Source organism: Kitasatospora mediocidica KCTC 9733, from assembly GCF_000744225.1.
GTDB lineage: Bacteria > Actinomycetota > Actinomycetes > Streptomycetales > Streptomycetaceae > Kitasatospora > Kitasatospora mediocidica.
This window is the reverse complement of record NZ_JQLN01000005.1, coordinates 1,504,899-1,520,530: the sequence shown is the minus strand read 5'-3', so window position 1 is coordinate 1,520,530 and position 15,632 is coordinate 1,504,899. Positions and strand designations below refer to the sequence as shown.

General features: G+C 73.4%; 14 protein-coding genes. 8 read left to right on the top strand and 6 right to left on the bottom strand.

Features of this window, described 5'->3' with window-relative positions; all coding sequences use genetic code 11:
* The 4 genes from BS80_RS20725 to BS80_RS20710 form a co-directional block, all read right to left on the bottom strand.
* Positions 1-669: a response regulator gene (locus tag BS80_RS20725; RefSeq protein WP_035799509.1), complete on the bottom strand. Its 669-nt coding sequence runs from the start codon at positions 667-669 to the stop codon at positions 1-3.
* A complete protein-coding gene (locus BS80_RS20720; RefSeq protein WP_051966838.1) occupies positions 666-1,832 on the bottom strand; it encodes a sensor histidine kinase in 1,167 nt (388 codons plus the stop codon). Before BS80_RS20720 ends, BS80_RS20725 begins: the two co-directional genes overlap by 4 nt.
* A 25-nt stretch (positions 1,833-1,857) precedes the next feature.
* Positions 1,858-2,385: a hypothetical protein gene (locus BS80_RS20715; protein WP_051966837.1), complete on the bottom strand. Its 528-nt coding sequence runs from the start codon at positions 2,383-2,385 to the stop codon at positions 1,858-1,860.
* Between the two features lie 165 nt (positions 2,386-2,550).
* Positions 2,551-2,760: a hypothetical protein gene (locus BS80_RS20710; protein WP_035799508.1), complete on the bottom strand. Its 210-nt coding sequence runs from the start codon at positions 2,758-2,760 to the stop codon at positions 2,551-2,553.
* A gap of 488 nt (positions 2,761-3,248) precedes the next feature.
* On the opposite strand from BS80_RS20710, the gene BS80_RS20705 reads away from it, so the two are divergent.
* The 5 genes from BS80_RS20705 (at position 3,249) to BS80_RS20685 (ending at position 9,685) form a co-directional block, all read left to right on the top strand.
* On the top strand, positions 3,249-3,845 hold the full coding sequence (locus BS80_RS20705) for a DUF2617 family protein (RefSeq protein ID WP_035799506.1): 597 nt from the start codon (positions 3,249-3,251) through the stop codon (positions 3,843-3,845).
* A 471-nt stretch (positions 3,846-4,316) separates the two neighbouring features.
* Entirely contained in the window at positions 4,317-5,900 is a 1,584-nt protein-coding gene (locus BS80_RS20700; RefSeq protein ID WP_408607431.1) for a polyamine aminopropyltransferase, read from the top strand.
* A gap of 112 nt (positions 5,901-6,012) precedes the next feature.
* Positions 6,013-7,092 carry an SRPBCC family protein gene (locus tag BS80_RS20695; RefSeq protein ID WP_051966836.1) on the top strand — a complete coding sequence of 360 codons (1,080 nt, stop codon included), beginning with the start codon at positions 6,013-6,015 and terminating at the stop codon, positions 7,090-7,092.
* A gap of 43 nt (positions 7,093-7,135) precedes the next feature.
* A complete protein-coding gene (pyrE, locus tag BS80_RS20690) occupies positions 7,136-7,675 on the top strand; it encodes an orotate phosphoribosyltransferase (RefSeq protein WP_035799504.1) in 540 nt (179 codons plus the stop codon).
* A 180-nt stretch (positions 7,676-7,855) separates the two neighbouring features.
* On the top strand, positions 7,856-9,685 hold the full coding sequence (locus tag BS80_RS20685) for an alkyl/aryl-sulfatase (RefSeq protein WP_035799502.1): 1,830 nt from the start codon (positions 7,856-7,858) through the stop codon (positions 9,683-9,685).
* A gap of 86 nt (positions 9,686-9,771) precedes the next feature.
* On the opposite strand, the gene BS80_RS20680 is transcribed toward BS80_RS20685, so the two are convergent.
* Complete coding sequence (locus BS80_RS20680) at positions 9,772-10,503, bottom strand: DedA family protein (RefSeq protein WP_035799500.1); 732 nt, start codon at positions 10,501-10,503, stop codon at positions 9,772-9,774.
* 332 nt (positions 10,504-10,835) lie between these two features.
* Here BS80_RS20680 and fbaA point away from each other — a divergent pair, with 332 nt between their 5' ends.
* The 3 genes from fbaA to BS80_RS20665 all read left to right on the top strand — a co-directional run bounded on the left by fbaA (position 10,836) and on the right by BS80_RS20665 (position 14,696).
* Positions 10,836-11,864 carry a class II fructose-bisphosphate aldolase gene (gene fbaA, locus BS80_RS20675; protein ID WP_269676120.1) on the top strand — a complete coding sequence of 343 codons (1,029 nt, stop codon included), beginning with the start codon at positions 10,836-10,838 and terminating at the stop codon, positions 11,862-11,864.
* 161 nt (positions 11,865-12,025) lie between these two features.
* The gene (locus BS80_RS20670; protein WP_063772021.1) at positions 12,026-14,194 is read left to right on the top strand and encodes an ArnT family glycosyltransferase; all 2,169 of its coding nucleotides are present in this window, start codon (positions 12,026-12,028) and stop codon (positions 14,192-14,194) included.
* 82 nt (positions 14,195-14,276) lie between these two features.
* Complete coding sequence (locus BS80_RS20665; protein ID WP_035799489.1) at positions 14,277-14,696, top strand: DUF3151 domain-containing protein; 420 nt, start codon at positions 14,277-14,279, stop codon at positions 14,694-14,696.
* Between the two features lie 60 nt (positions 14,697-14,756).
* Here BS80_RS20665 and BS80_RS20660 read toward each other — a convergent pair whose 3' ends face one another.
* Positions 14,757-15,605, bottom strand: coding sequence for a sterol carrier family protein (locus BS80_RS20660; protein WP_035799486.1), 849 nt, complete (start codon positions 15,603-15,605; stop codon positions 14,757-14,759).
* Between the last annotated feature and the right edge of the window lie 27 nt (positions 15,606-15,632).

Here is a 15,632-nt window from a genome sequence, read left to right as displayed (position 1 = left end):
TCAGGCGCCCGGGGCGACCAGGCCGGACTCGTAGGAGAAGACCACCGCCTGGGCCCGGTCGCGCAGGTCGAGCTTGGTCAGGATGCGGCTGACATGGGTCTTGACCGTCTGCTCCGCGAGCACGAGATCCGCGGCGATCTCCCTGTTCGAGAGGCCCTGGGCGACGAGTCGCAGGACCTCGGTCTCGCGCGGAGTCAGCTCGGGCAGCCGACGGGCGGGGCCACTGCGGAGGGGAGCGGGCCGGCGGTGGGCGAAGTCCTCGATCAGGCGCCGGGTGATCGAGGGGGCGAGCAGCGCGTCGCCGGCGGCGACGACCCGCACGGCCTGGATCAGCTCCTCGGCCGTCGCGTCCTTCAGCAGGAAGCCGCTCGCGCCCGCCCGCAGCGCCTCGTAGACGTAGTCGTCCAGGTCGAAGGTGGTGAGCATGAGCACTCTGGGCCGGTGGCTGCGGCCCTCCAGCAGCCGACGGGTCGCCTCGAGGCCGTCCATCACCGGCATCCGCACGTCCATCAGGACCACGTCGGGGTCGAGCCGGGCCGCGGCCTCCAGCCCGGCCGCACCGTCGGCGGCCTCGCCGACCACCGCCAGGCCCGGCTGAGCGTCGAGCAGCGCGCCGAAGCCCTGGCGGACCATGGCCTGGTCGTCGACGATCAGAATGCTGGTGGTCATCGTCCCTCTGGTAGCGGCAGATCGGCCGTCACGGTGAACCCGCGCCCGGGTGCACCCTCGGCGGAGAACGACCCTCCCAGCAGGGCGGCCCGTTCCCGCATCCCCATCAGACCATGACCGGGCCCGGCGGCCGAAGGCCGGGTGGCTGCCGACTCGGCTCCACCAGGGCCGTTCTGAATGACTATCAGTAGATGTGTCATGGAACGCTCCACCCGGACCGCCACCGACGCGCCGTTCGCGTGCCGACGCGCGTTCGACAGCGACTCCTGGACGATCCGGTAGGCGCAGACACCGACCGCGGCCGGAACGGACCCGAGGTCACCGGCCACCTCCAGCGTCACCGACGGTCCGGCGTCCCGGACGAGATCGGCGAGCTGGGCCAGCTCGGGCTGTGGCATCCGCTCGGCGGCCTCGTCTCCGCGCAGCAGTCCCAGCAGACGCCGCATGTCCGTCAGCGCCTCGCGGGCCGCACCGCTCACGGCCCGGAACTCCTCCCGGGTCGCCGCGGAGGTGTCCGGCAGACGGTAGGGCGCCGTCTCGGCCCGGACGGCGATCAGGGACATGTGGTGGGCCACGACGTCATGCAGCTCGCGACCGATCCGGGACCGCTCCTCCAACAGAGCGCTCCGGGTCCGCTCGGTCTCGCTGATCCGCTCCTGCTCGGCCAGCCGGGCCCGGGTCTGCGCACGGTCACGCAGCACCTCGGCGCCGACCAGCGCGAGCACGACGGCGACGGCGACCGGAAGCAGGTTCGACCAACCACCCCGCCCGGGCAGCGCGGCCAGCAGAACGGTGGTGGCGGTGAGAACCGCCGCCACCATCGCCACCGACAGCCGCCGCTCCACCCGGCTCCCGGCCAACACCAGCACCAGCGCCTCCGCGGCCAGGCTGGTCACGGGCCACGGCCACGGCTCCGCCGCGGAGACCGGCCGGGTCACCAGCGAGGTCAGCAGGATCGCGGCAAGCGAAACACCCCACGCGAACACCGGGCGGCTGCGACACCACAGCAGCGGCGCCACCCGAGCCACACTCAGGACCATCGCCGGGGCGGCCCCCAGCGCGTAGTGCTGAACGAGGTCCAGCCAGCCCAGCGGCACCAGGGCGACGACGACGGCCGGAAGGACCGCGGGCCGCAGCCGCTGGATCGTCTGTTCGATACTCATCGGCGGCCATCCTAGGGTGACCACCTCAGACTCCTGCGGCCGTGCCGAGCAGACGGACAGCCAGCCGCCGCTGGGCGACGACCAACACGCGGAACACCGGCAGCAGCAGCGCCAGAGTGAGCACCCCGACGGCGAAGTGCGCGATCCACGCGCCGACGAGGGTCGGACCGCCCCAGGCGTGGCTCACGTCCTGCCCCCAGACCGCCAGCGGGTAGCAGGCCCCGCGGGCCAGGAAGTCCGCCCACAGCGCTCCGGTGAGCAGACCGGCGAGGAGTTGGAGCGGCAGGGCCAACACGCCATGACCCACGACCCGCACCAGCCGGCCACGCGCCGGCTCGGCGATCCGCGCGCCCAGCAGCCGTACCGCGAGGCCGCTCTGGAGCCGGTAGGCGACGCGCGGCCGGCCGAGCAGCGCGAGCGACACGGCCAGCAGACCGACCGGCAGGGCCGCGACGGCATACGCCGAGCTCCGCCAGTCGTAGCTGGCGCGAAGCCAACCAGCCTTTGCTGTCAGCGAATTGGCGGTGAGATCGGAAGGCGAAGCGAGTGCCATGGGGGTATCTCCTCGTGAGGACGACCAAGTGATTCGAGACTAGGTTCGTCCGCACGCGTGATCGTCCCTCCACGGAGCCAACCTCGACCCCCTACCGGGGTAGCGGGTCCACGGCCAACCGAGTGCCCGCGCCGCCGAGGGGGCGGCGGCGCGGAGCCCTTCCGGTCAGTGCGCGCTGCTGGACGTGCTGGCCGGGGCGCACGTGGCGGGGGTGGCCGCCTGGTGGCTGCCGAGCCAGAAGCCGGCCAGCAGGCCGACGACGACGAGGACCTTGTGCCGGTTCTGCTTCCACCAGGACGGGGATCCGGCCGTCATGAAACGCATCTGCGTGTACTGCGGATGCGGGCTGGGCGGGGCGTCCTTGAACAGTCCCATCGTTGCTGAACCTCCCTTCCCTCTCGGGGAGTTCATGACCATACGCGCCACCCGGCGATGATCGCAGGGATTAAATCCCGGCTCGGCCGCGAGCCCTGCGCCGTGCGTCCGAACAGCCGTGTGCGCCCCGCCCGCGCCCGGCGCAGACCGTCGGCGCGCGCGTCTGCGCACCCTGGCAACCCACTCCTCGCGCGCCCTGCCTGCCGGTCGCGCACACCGGTCAAAGTGGCGCACGTCGAGCAATCTCGTTCACCAGGCCGGTCAGACCCGACCAGGCACTACGCCCAGAACGGTGAATGTGCAACAAGAATGGGTAAATCCCTGACGGACCTGGAGAATTCGTGCTTCTCTGCTGCTGAAACTCCAGCCGGAATCCTTCCTTCCACGGTCGGCCGCGTCCTGGACCGCACAGCCTCGAACAGTCTCGCCTTCGGCCGAGTCGGACGCTGCACGGCGGGCGCGTACGGAGCTGAAATGCGGAGCCCAGCATGCTCACCACACTGCAGACCTCCTATACCGACACCCGCGCCGGCGATCTGGCCTGGTGTCTCGGCGGCGGACCGCTGCCCGCGCTCGCGGTGCGCGACCTGCCCCTGTCGGGCGACGGCCGGGCGCCCGACGGCAGACCGGCGGGCACCCTGCAGCTGCGCCTGCTGGGTGCCTCGCACCAGGTGGTGATCGCGGCCGGGCCGGGTGACTGCCTGGAGACGGTGGCCTGCATGCCCGGCCGCCGCAACCCACTGCCCGCCCGGGTGGCCGAGCAAGTCTCGGGCTGGGAGTACGAGTTCGCCGCCCGGATCGAAACCCACCCGCCCCACATGTTCGCCGCCCGGGCACAGGAGATCCTCGCTCTGGTGGGCGGCCACCCGCGCGGACTGGCCGGGGTCTTCCCCGGCGATCCGAGCGCGTTCACCGCCCTGTTCGCGTACGGCAGCGCGGACCGGGTGCTCTGGCGCACCTGGCACGCCTACCCCCAGGAAGGGCGGTTGGTCTGTACCCGCTCGGCCCTGGTGGTGCGCAGCCAGGTCGAGTCGGCGCCCAACCCGGCCGCCCGCTGCGCGATGGCCCGCCCCACCGCACCGTGACCGCTGACCCCACCACCCCACCGCCCCGAACACCGTGACGATCCGTCAACCGCGACAGGGCCACTGCCCCTCGAACGAGTGGGCCTGTTCGCGGCATACGTCCCCTAGCGTTTCTTCGTGATCAACCAGCCGGCGGGCCCACCCGCGCAGCCCGGCCTTGACCGCGACGGTCCTCCCCCAGCTTCCGCACGGCCCGGAGCTGACCGGACCGTGCGGTACAGGGCACGTATCCGCGGGCAGAGCCGAGCCCGCCTCCAGCCCGACCCCGGCGCCGAGGCCCCGTCCGGCCCGGCCCGGTGGCCGCGCACCCGCACCCGGCCTCGACTGCGCGCGCCGGCCCGAGGTCGCCCGAACGGACGCACCCGTACGGGCGGACCCGACGGGCCGGACGGACCCGCCGCGCCGCCCGTCCGCGCCCGCTCGCAGGCCCGCGTCCGAGCGGGCGACCAGAGCCGTCCGAACGACCGTGCGATCGATGGACGCGCGCACGGCCGCCGCGCGCCGCTGCGCCGCCGTCCCGCGCTCGCCCGGCTGCTGGTGCTGCTCGCCGCGTTCGTCTGCGCCGCCTGCGGACTGGTGTACGAGCTGGAGTTGGTCGCGCTGGGCGGCTACCTGCTCGGCGACTCCGTCACGCAGACCTCGGTGGTGCTCTCCGTGATGGTCTTCGCGATGGGCGTCGGCTCACTGGCCGCCAAGCACTTCGCACACCGCCCGGCCACCTCCTTCGCGTTGGTGGAGTGCGCGCTCGCGCTGGTCGGCGGGCTCTCGGGGCTCGCGCTCTACGCCTGCTGGGCCTGGCTGGGCCGCTGCGAAATCACCATGGTCGCCCTGACCTGCGTCATCGGGGTGCTGATCGGCGCCGAGATCCCGTTGCTGATGACGCTGATCCAACGGATCCGCCAGGAGGACGCCGGCCGGGCCGCGGCCGACCTGTTCGCCGCCGACTACGTCGGAGCGCTGATCGGCGGCCTGGCCTTCCCGTTCCTGCTGCTGCCCACGCTCGGGCAGGCCACCGGCGCCCTGCTGACCGGCGGGGTCAACGCGCTGGCCGGGGCGGCGGTGGTGCTCTGGCTCTTCCGCGACGAGCCGGGCCCGCGAACCCGGGTGCTGCTCTGGGCCGGCTGCGGCGCGGTGCTGGCCGCACTGGCGGTGGCGGCGGCCTGTACCGGCGCGATCGAACGCGCCGCCCGGCACGCGCTGTACGGCGGCCAGGCGCGGCCGGCCATGCAGAGCCGCTACGGCGAGATCGTGCTGACCGGCCCGTCACCGCGGGTGCCCGAGCAGGGCACGGTCCCCGCCGACCCGCTGCGGCTCTACCTGGCCGGGCGGCTCGCGGTCTGCGGCACCGACGAGTACCGGTACCACGAGGCGCTGGTGCACCCGGCGCTGGCCGGCGGCGCGGACACCCGGGTGCTGCTGCTCGGCGGCGGCGACGGCCTCGCGCTGCGCGAGGTGCTGCGGCACCGGGGGGTGGCCTCGGTGCTGGTGGTGACGCTCGATCCGGCGCTGCCCGAACTGGCCCGGACGGACCCGGCGCTGGCCGCGCTCGGCGAGCACTCCTTCGCGGACCCCCGGGTCCGGGTGCTGACCACCGATCCACTGGACTGGCTGCGCCGGCCCGGACCGGTGCAACCGTTCAACGCCGTTCTCGCCGACCTGCCCGCGCCCGAACGGGCCGCGCACAGCGAGTACCACTCCACCGAGTTCTACGGGCTGGCCGCCGCCCTGCTCGTCCCGGACGGACGGCTGGCGGTCCCGGCCGGGGCGGGCGGGCCGGGCCTGTGGACCGCCGAGGCCGGCCTGCGGGCCGCGGGCCTGTCCACCGTGCCGTACCCGGTGGCGGGAACCGGGCCGGCCTGCGACCCGGCGGGCACCGGCAGCCTCGCCGCGGTGCTGCTCGCCGCGCGCGGGCCGCTGCCACCGCTCGGGCTGGCCGACGACGCCCCGCCGCCGCGCTCGATGACCGTGCCGGAACTGACCGCCTCGGCCGCCCGGCTGGCCGCGAGCCGCCCGCAGGACCTCCCCCCGCCGAGCACCCTGCTGAGGCCGCGCTGACCCCGCCCGGAGCAGCACGGACAGCACCGCCGACAGACCCGCTGCCCCCGTCCGAGCGTCAACCTGGCGCCGTGCCCTCCCACCCCAGGGGTAGGTCGGTAGGCTCACAGGTATGGAGCATGAGGTTGTCGTCCCGCTGCCTGCCGCGCTGGTCCACCGGGCCCTGCAGGATCCCGCGCTGCTCGCGCGGTGTGTGCCCGGTCTGAGCACCGATGCGGCCGAGCCCACCGACACCCGCGCGGCGCGGCGCGCGGGCGGCGCCGCGCCGCAGGAGATCAACGGCCGACTGCGGCTGCGGATCGCCGGCTCCACGATCACCTACCGGGGCGTCGTCTCGCTGATCCGCAGCGGCGCGGCCGGTGTGCTGACAGCCTTCGCGGAGGGCCAGGAGGCCCGCGGCGACGGCGAGGTGACGGCGACCCTGCGGATCAGCGTCGACGAGGACGGCGCCGAGCGCACCGTGCTGCGCTTCCGCGGTGACCTGACGCCGGGCGGCCGGCTCGCCGACTTCGACGAGGAGGCGCTGGCCCTGGCCGGACGCCGTCTGCTGGACCGCTTCGGCGCCGCGCTGGCCGCCGACGGCAGCGCCGAAGAAGCCACGGCCCTGGACACCGACGAGGCCGAGACCGAGGCCGTCGACGACGTCGAGCAGGTCGAGGAGCCCGACACCGGTGCCCGCCCGATCGAGCTCAGGCCCCGCGCCGACGAGGACGACGAGCTCCCCGACGACCTGTTCGCCGATGACCTCTCCGACCTGATCTCCTTCTCCGACTCCGACTCCTTCGGCCTCGGTTCCGAGCAGGAGAGCCTGGACGAGCCGGCCGGCACCGCCGCCGCCGAGGCCCTCGCCGGCGGCCACGGCGCGGAGAGCGCGGACGCGCCGTACGGCTACCAGCCCGGCGGCGACCCGCTGTCGCCGGACGACGTGCTGGCCGGCCCGGTCCGCCGGAGCATCGTCGGCCGCTCGGCCGAGGAGGTCGACCACGCCCCGCCGCGCGGCCGCTATGCCCCGGCGCTGCCCGCCCGCAGCGCCCGCGCCCGGGCCGCCAGCCGCTGGTCCGGCGAGCACGGCGCCGGCGCGCCGGTCGCCTCCCGGGTCCACGGCCGGACCACCGTGCCGTGGGTGATCGGCGGCTCGGTGGCCCTGCTCGGCGGAGCGGTCGTGCTGGCCCGCGCCCTGCGCAAGCGCTGAGCTGCGGCGTCCCCCCAGACCCCAGGCCCTAGACTGACTGTCCATGAGCAACGACCGCGACGCCTTGCTGGCGCAGATCAAGAACAAGGCCGTGGTGCACGGCAAGGTCACCCTCTCCTCCGGCCTGGAGGCGGACTACTACGTCGACCTGCGCCGCATCACCCTGGACGCCCAGGCGGCGCCGCTGGTCGGCCGGGTCCTGCTGGACACCACCGCGGACCTCGACTACGACGCCGTCGGCGGCCTGACCCTGGGCGCCGACCCGGTGGCCGCCTCGATGCTGCACGCCGCCGCCGCCCGCGGCCGTGAGCTGGACGCGTTCGTCGTCCGCAAGACCGGCAAGGCGCACGGCCTGCAGCGCCGGATCGAGGGCCCGGACGTCAAGGGCCGCCGGGTGCTGGCCGTCGAGGACACCTCCACCACCGGCGGTTCGGTGCTGACGGCCGTCGAGGCGCTGCGCGAGGCCGGCGCCGAGGTGGTGGGCGTCGCGGTGATCGTCGAGCGCGGTGCCGCTCCGGCCATCGAGGCCGCCGGGCTGCCGTACTACACCGTCTTCACCGCGCAGGACCTCGACCTCGCCTGAGGCTCCGCCTGCGCCCGCGGGCCCTCGGGTCCCACGTTCGGCACAACGGCCGGGGTGGTGCGCTGTTTCACGTGAAACAGCGCACCACCCCGGCCGTCCGCCGTTTCCGACGCCTCCGGGGCCGGCCGAAGTGCCGTCCAGCGCAGGAGAAAACGCCCATAGTGTGACAATCTCGCCCCCATGACAGCCACAGCTCCTTCCTTCGACGACACCGAGGACTTCGCGGACGCCGACCGCGGGTTCATCGACCGTCTCGACCCGGCCGTGGTCACCACGGACGACGGCCGGGTGGTCTGGGACAACGACGCCTACGCGTTCCTCGACGGGGCCTGCCCCGACACCGCCAATCCCAGCCTCTGGCGGCAGGGCGGACTCGCCGCCCGGCAGGGTCTCTACCAGGTCACCGAGGGCATCTACCAGGTACGCGGGCTGGACCTGTCCAACATGACCCTGGTCGAGGGCGACCGCGGAGTGATCGTCATCGATCCGCTGATCTCCGCCGAGACCGCCGCCGCCGCGCTGGGGCTGTACCGCCGCAACCGCGGCGAACGTCCGGTCACCGGGCTGATCTACACGCACTCGCACGCCGACCACTTCGGCGGCGCCCGCGGCGTGCTGCCGCACGGCCACGAGCCCGTCCCGGTGATCGCCCCGAAGGGCTTCCTGGAGCACGCGGCCAGCGAGAACGTCTACGCCGGCAACGCGATGACCCGCCGCGCGGTCTACATGTACGGCGCCCAGCTGCCCAAGGCGCCGGACGGCCAGATCGGCTGCGGCCTGGGGATGACCACCTCGCTCGGCACCGTCACGCTGATCGCACCAACTGTGGACATCACCCACACCGGCCAGGTGGAGACCGTGGACGGCGTGCGGATCGCCTTCCACCTCACCCCGGGCACCGAGGCCCCGGCCGAGATGAACTTCCACTTCCCCGACCGCCGGGCGCTCTGCCTGGCCGAGAACGCCACGCACAACATGCACAACGTGCTGACCCTGCGCGGCGCCCTGGTGCGCGACGCCCGGGTCTGGGCGCACTACCTGGACGAGGCGCTCACCCTGTTCGGCGCGAACTCCGACGTCTCCTTCGCCTCGCACCACTGGCCCACCTGGGGACAGCAGAAGATCGCGCGCCACCTCACCCTGCAGCGCGACCTGTACGCGTCCCTGCACGACCAGACCCTGCGGCTGCTCAACGCCGGCCTGACCGGCCCGGAGATCGCCGAGGAGCTCCAGCTCGCCCCCGAGCTGGAGAAGTCCTGGGCCCTGCGCGGCTACTACGGCTCGCTCAGCCACAACGCCAAGGCGATCTACCAGCGCTACATGGGCTGGTACGACGGCAACCCGGCGCACCTCTGGGAACACCCGCCGGTCGAGCTGGCCAAGCGCCACACCGACGCGCTGGGCGGCGTGGACGCCACCGTGGCCAAGGCGAAGGAGTACGTGGCGGCCGGCGACCGGCGCTTCGCGGCGACGCTGCTGAACCACGCGGTCTTCGCCCAGCCCGACCACCAGGACGCCCGCCACACCCTGGCCGACGTCTACGACGTGCTCGGGCGCGGCGCCGAGAACGGCACCTGGCGCAACTTCTACCTGACCGCCGCGATGGAACTGCGCGGCACCCTCGCCGCCGTCGACCTGAAGACCGACAACCCCGAGATGGCGATGGCCCTCACGGTCGGCCAGCTGATCGACTCGCTGGCCGTCCGGGTCAACGGCCCGCGCGCCTGGGGCACCGCCCTGACCCTCGACTGGCTGGTGGCCGACGAGCGGCGCGGCTGGCGGCTGATCCTCTCCAACGGCGCGCTCACCCACCGCAGCGCCGCGCTGGGCAAGTCGCTGGGTCCCGAGACGGCGGACCTCACCCTCAAACTCGGCAAGGCCCAGCTGCTGGGCCTGCTGGCCGGGAGCGGCCTGGAGGGGATCGACCACAGCGGCGACCCGCAGGCGCTGGCCGAGCTGCTCGCCGTCCTGGACACCCCGGAGCCGAACTTCGCGATCGTCACGCCCTGACGACCCCGGACACGGATCGGCCCCCGCCACGGTGAACGTGACAGGGGCCGATCGGGCTGCGCGCGGACGACCTCGCAGCGGCCGCCTCAGCCGCGACGGTGGCGACCGGCGGAGGATCCGGCGGTCTCCGTCTCCGGCTCGCCGGTGAAGGCGGCGCCGCCGGCCTTGCGCTTCTTGCGCTCGCGCATGACCTCGACCAGGATCGGCGAGATCGAGATCAGGATGATCAGGGCCATCGCCGGGATCAGGTACTTGTCGATCACCGGTGCCATCGAGTCGCCGAAGAAGTAGCCGATCGAGAGCATCACCTCGGTCCAGAGCACCCCGCCGACCAGGTTCCAGACGAAGAACGTCCGGGCCGGCATCTCCAGCGTCCCGGCCACCGGGTTGAGGAAGGTCCGGACGATCGGGATGAAGCGAGCGATCACCACCGCCTTCGCCGGGCCGAACTTCTCGAAGTACTCCTCCGCCTTCTGCACGTACTCCCGCTTGAAGATCTTCGACTCCGGCTTGTCGAAGAGCTTCCTGCCCGCCTTGGCCCCGATCAGGTGCCCCAGCTGGGCACCGGCGACCGCACAGAGCGGCGCACCGATCAGCAGCACCGCGATCGGCATCTGCACACCCGGGCCGAAGGCCTTGGCCGCCGCGCTGGAGGCGGCCACGCCGGCCAGGATCAGCAGGGAGTCACCGGGGAAGAAGAAACCGATCAGTAGGCCGGTCTCGGCGAAGATGATCGCCAGCAGGCCGATCGTCCCGACCGAGGCGATCAACGACTTGGCATTCAGGAGGTTGACCGCTAGTTCGGTGGAGGTAGTCACCGGCGCAGAATAGCGCGGCCGGATGGCCGGAACCTTATGACCCGGCCCGGGCGACGACCGCATCGTCCCTTTCGTCCTCCGCTCCGGCCCCTTCTGTCCCGACTGGCGGGCGGGGAGGTGAACCCGGAGCACGAGTCTGGAAAGATGGCACAGGCGTCCGGGCCGCGGTCGCACCTCACCTGCTCCCACACCCTCGAAGGAGCGGAGCACCGCGGCAGTAGAGCCGCCGTCGCACCCTGGTACAGCCGCACCGCCGCGAACAGTACCGACGACGTACCGAGGCGTACGCGCGCCAGACAGGCCGACCGTACGCCGCACACCGACAGGAGCGGATTCGCATGCCCATCGCAACTCCCGAGGTCTACACCGAGATGCTGGACCGGGCCAAGGCGGGCAAGTTCGCCTACCCGGCCATCAACGTCACCTCGACGCAGACGCTGCACGCGGCCCTGCGCGGCTTCGCCGAGGCCGAGAGCGACGGCATCATCCAGATCTCGACCGGCGGTGCCGAGTTCCTGGGCGGCCAGCACAACAAGGACATGGTGACCGGCGCCGTCGCGCTCGCCGAGTTCGCGCACATCGTGGCCGCCAAGTACGACATCACGGTCGCCCTGCACACCGACCACTGCCCCAAGGACAAGCTGGACGGCTACGTCCGTCCGCTGATCGCGATCTCCGCCGAGCGCGTCGCCAAGGGCCAGAACCCGCTCTTCCAGTCCCACATGTGGGACGGCTCGGCCGAGACGCTGGCCGACAACCTGGCCATCGGCCAGGAGCTGCTGGCCCAGGCCGCCGCCGCCAAGATCATCCTCGAGGTCGAGATCACCCCGACCGGCGGTGAGGAGGACGGCGTCACGCACGAGATCAACGACGAGCTCTACACCACCGTCAACGACGCGGTCCGCACCGCCGAGGCGCTCGGCCTGGGCGAGAAGGGCCGCTACCTGCTGGCCGCCTCGTTCGGCAACGTGCACGGCGTCTACAAGCCGGGCAACGTCGTGCTCCGCCCGGAGCTGCTGCGCGACCTGCAGGACGCGATCGGCAAGCAGTACGGCAAGAAGGACCCGTTCGACTTCGTCTTCCACGGCGGCTCCGGCTCCAGCGCCGAGGAGATCGCCACCGCGCTGGAGAACGGCGTCGTGAAGATGAACCTCGACACCGACACCCAGTACGCCTTCACCCGCCCGATCGCGGACCACATGTTCCGCAACTACGACGGCGTCCTGAAGGTCGACGGCGAGGTCGGCAAGAAGAGCACCTACGACCCGCGCACCTGGGGCAAGCTGGCCGAGGCCGGCATGGCCGCCCGCGTGGTCGAGGCCACCAAGAGCCTGCGCTCCGCGGGCACCCGCCTGAAGTAGTCAGACACCCCCGAGCCCCGGTCCGGCAGCCGCCGGACCGGGGCTCGGTCGTTGCGGGCCCCGGGAGGCAGGCAAAATCTTCCCCTTGTCCCGGTATGAACTTCGCCCGTCAGCCGCGTCCCGCTGACGATCTCCCAGCAACGGCACGTTGGCTGCTACGTATGGCTACCAATGCGCTACTCACCGCTCCGGACCGGCCGTCCGTCCCCCAGCCGGTCCGCCGCGCGCTGTGGAGATCACCCCAGGGGCAGCCGGCCTACGCCCGGCCGGCCCTGCTCGGCATCGCCGCCGTCGCCGGGGTGCTGTTCTTCTGGGGCATCGGACGCAGCGGCTACCACGTCTTCTACGCCAACGGCGTGCGCAGCATGACCGAGAGCTGGAAGGCCTTCGTCTTCGGCTCCTACGACCCGGCCAACACGATCACCCTGGACAAACTGCCCGGCTTCCTCTGGCCGCAGGCGCTCTCGGCCCGGCTGTTCGGCTTCCACCCCTGGGCGCTGACCCTGCCGCAGGCGGTGGAGGGCGTGCTCTCGGTGCTGGTGCTGTTCCGGGCGGTCCGGCGCTGGGCGGGCGCCGACGCCGCGCTGCTGGCGGCCGCGGCCTTCACGCTGACCCCGGTGGTGGCCGGCCTGTTCCGCACCGCCGTCGAGGACCCGGCGTTCACCCTGCTGCTGCTGCTCGCGGCCGACGCGGCACAGCGGGCCGCCCGCGGCGCCCGGCTCGGACCGCTGCTGCTGTCCGGCGTCTGGGTCGGGCTGGCGTTCCAGACCAAGATGCTGGAGGCCTGGGCCGTGCTGCCGGCCCTGGGCGCGGTGTACCTGCTCTCGGCGCCCACCCGGCTGCGCCGCCGGCTCGGGCACCTGGCGCTGGCCGGGCTGGTGACGCTGGCCGTGTCGGCCTCATGGGTGGCGCTGACGACCCTGACGCCCGCCGCCGACCGGCCCTACGTCGACGGGACCACCGACAACTCGGCCTACAGCATGGTCGTCGGCTACAACTTCCTGAACCGCTTCTCCTCGGTCGGGCTGAACGCCGATGAGACCGGCAGCGTGGTCTCCTCGCGCGGCGGCGGCCAGGCGGCCCCGCACGGCACGGGCGGCGGGAAGGCAGCGCCGGGCGACGCGCAGGCACCGGGCAGCGTCGGCACACAGGCGCAGCAGCACGCCGGCGGTCCGATGGGTGCGGACGGCGGCTGGACCAAGATGTTCGGCTCCCAGTTCGCCCCGCAGACCGGCTGGCTCTACCCGCTGGCGGCGATCTCGCTGCTCTGCGCGCTGGCCTGGCGGCGCCGCGAACCGCGCACCGACCAGCTGCGGGCCGGCTACCTGCTCTGGGGCTGCTGGTTGGCGGTCTTCTTCCTGGTCTTCAGCGCGGGCAGCGTCGGCGGGCACAGCTACTACATGGGCGTGATCGCCACCCCGCTGGCGGCGCTCAGCGGTGCGGGCGCCGTCCTGCTCGGGCGGGCCTACCGGGACGGCGGACGGCGGGCCTGGGCGCTGCCCGTCGCGGTCGTCGCCACGGTGGCGTGGAGCGCCTGGCTGGCCCGGGACTTCCCCGCCTTCCTGCCCTGGCTGGCCCCCACCGCGGTGGGCGTCGGCGCGCTCGCGCTGTTGCTGCTCGGGTTGGCGAAGTCCGCCAGGTTCGGCGCGCGCCGCCTCGGCCGCGTGCGGATCGCGACGGTCGGCCTGGCCGCCGCGCTCGCGGCGGTGCTGATCGGCCCGGGCGCCTGGGCCGCCTCGGTGCTGGACCCGGCGTACGGCGGGTCCGGCATGGGCACCGTGGGTCCCGAGGCACGGCACGGCTTCGGCAGCCGGCCCACGCCCGCCGGGCCGCCGCCGGCCGGCGCTCCCGCCGACCCGTCCGCCGACGCCCCCGCCGCGATGTCCGGCTTCCCGACCGGCGCGACCCGGCTGACCCCCGCCCAGCAGGCACTGCTCGACTACGTCCGGGCCCACGACGACGGCGCCCGCTACGTCTTCGCCACCACCAGCTGGTCGGCCTCCTCGCCCTACATCCTGGCCACCGGCGCCGAGGTGCTCCCGATGGGCGGCTTCACCGGCCAGGTGCCGGCCCCCTCGCTCGACCGGGTCCGCGAACTGGTCGGCAGCGGGCAGCTGCGCTACGTGATGATCGCCAAGGGCCTCGGCTCGCAGGTGACCGGGGCGACGGGTACCGGGCCGATCGAGGCGATCGCCTCCTGGGTACGCGCGACCTGCACCCTGGTCCCGCCGGCCGCCTACGGGCAGCCCGCGGAGGAGCCCACCGAGAAGGCCGCCGAGAAGGCGAAGGACCGGGCCGCGGACCAGCCGCTCTACCGCTGCGGACGCTGAGCCGTCCGCCGGGGCCCGGTCCCTGCACCGGGCCCCGGCAGGGGCTGCCGCCCCCCTTGAGCGGGCTGGCAGACTGGGGAGCATGACTGAACGCAAGAACTTGCTTTCGGGCCCGTCCCCGACGCTGCTCAACGAAGAGCCCGAGCCGTACCGCCGGCTGGCCGAGGAGTCCGCGTCGCCGACCCAGCTCGCGGCGGACTACCCGTGGTTCTCGCTCGCCTGGGCGATGCTCGCGGACGACGCCTTCACCGAGGGCCGCGTCGTCGAGTCCTACGCCTACGCCCGCACCGGCTACCACCGCGGCCTGGACTCGCTGCGCCGGGCCGGCTGGAAGGGCCACGGCCCGGTCCCGTGGGAGCACCGCGCCAACCGCGGCTTCCTGCGCTGCCTGGCCGGACTCGCCCGGGCCGCCGAGGCCATCAAGGAGACCGAAGAGGCCACCCGCTGCTGGGAGTTCCTGCGGGACAGCAGCCCCGAGGCGTACGCCGAACTGAAGGGCTAGGCCCTAGCCGGCCCGGTCCGCCCCACCAGGGGCGGACCGACCGCCCCCTTCGAGCAACGCTCAGCCCAGGACCGGGAGATGGGCCGCGAGGTCGCTGCGCTCCCCGCTCGCGCTGACCAGGTTCGCATCCAGCGCCGAGGCCCAGTCGAGCCGGCCGGTGGCCAGCCGGATCCAGCTGAGCGGATCGGTCTCCACCACGTTCGGCGGGGTACCGCGGGTGTGCCGAGGGCCTGCCACCGCCTGCACCACCGCATACGGCGGGATCCTCAACTCGACTGATCCGCCCGGCACTTGGTCGGCAAAGGCATCCGCGAGCAGCCGACAGACCGAGGCCAGCGCGAAGCGGTCGTGCGGGAAGCCGTCGAGCCCGAGCGCCTGCGCCAGGTCGTCGGCGTGCACCACCGTCTCGACCAGCCGGGTGACCAGCATGTCGGCGAGCGTCATCGAGCCCAGCCGGATCTCGAACCTGCGCTGCTCGTCGGCGACTTCGGGCCCAGCCAGCAGAGCGGCCAGCGCGTCGGCCGCCACGTCGAACTCCGCCGCCACGGCCTGCGGACCGCCCGCGAAGGCGCCCGCCGCGTGCTCCCTGGCCCCGGCGTCCAGCGCCTCGGCCACGCCGCCCACACCGGCCGCCCAGGCGCTCAGCGAGAGCGGCGCCCGGCCCTCCAGGGGCTGGTCGAGGTGGCGTGGCACCCAGGCCAGTTGCAGCGCCAGATGGGCGACCAGCTCGCGCACCCGCCAACTGCCCAGCCGGGTGGGCAGGGCGAGCAGCCGCTCGGCCTGCGGATCGGCGCAGAGCCGCCGCACCACCTCGCGCAGCGCCTCGCTCTGGGCGGCCAGCGCGGCCCGCACCCTGACCGGGTCGTAGCTGCGGGCCCGACGGGCAGCGGTACCTCGGGAAGTCGCCATGGCGGACACGCTACCCAGCTTTCACGC

Excerpts from the sequence above, each read along its gene's own strand:
- BS80_RS20725 (WP_035799509.1), bottom strand. The coding sequence starts at position 669 with ATGACCACCAGCATTCTGATCGTCGACGACCAGGCCATGGTCCGCCAG.
- BS80_RS20695 (WP_051966836.1), top strand. The coding sequence starts at position 6,013 with ATGGAGCATGAGGTTGTCGTCCCGCTGCCTGCCGCGCTGGTCCACCGG.
- BS80_RS20720 (WP_051966838.1), bottom strand. The coding sequence starts at position 1,832 with ATGAGTATCGAACAGACGATCCAGCGGCTGCGGCCCGCGGTCCTTCCG.
- BS80_RS20670 (WP_063772021.1), top strand. The coding sequence starts at position 12,026 with ATGGCTACCAATGCGCTACTCACCGCTCCGGACCGGCCGTCCGTCCCC.
- BS80_RS20660 (WP_035799486.1), bottom strand. The coding sequence starts at position 15,605 with ATGGCGACTTCCCGAGGTACCGCTGCCCGTCGGGCCCGCAGCTACGAC.
- BS80_RS20705 (WP_035799506.1), top strand. The coding sequence starts at position 3,249 with ATGCTCACCACACTGCAGACCTCCTATACCGACACCCGCGCCGGCGAT.
- BS80_RS20685 (WP_035799502.1), top strand. The coding sequence starts at position 7,856 with ATGACAGCCACAGCTCCTTCCTTCGACGACACCGAGGACTTCGCGGAC.
- BS80_RS20710 (WP_035799508.1), bottom strand. The coding sequence starts at position 2,760 with ATGGGACTGTTCAAGGACGCCCCGCCCAGCCCGCATCCGCAGTACACG.
- pyrE (WP_035799504.1), top strand. The coding sequence starts at position 7,136 with ATGAGCAACGACCGCGACGCCTTGCTGGCGCAGATCAAGAACAAGGCC.
- BS80_RS20715 (WP_051966837.1), bottom strand. The coding sequence starts at position 2,385 with ATGGCACTCGCTTCGCCTTCCGATCTCACCGCCAATTCGCTGACAGCA.
- BS80_RS20665 (WP_035799489.1), top strand. The coding sequence starts at position 14,277 with ATGACTGAACGCAAGAACTTGCTTTCGGGCCCGTCCCCGACGCTGCTC.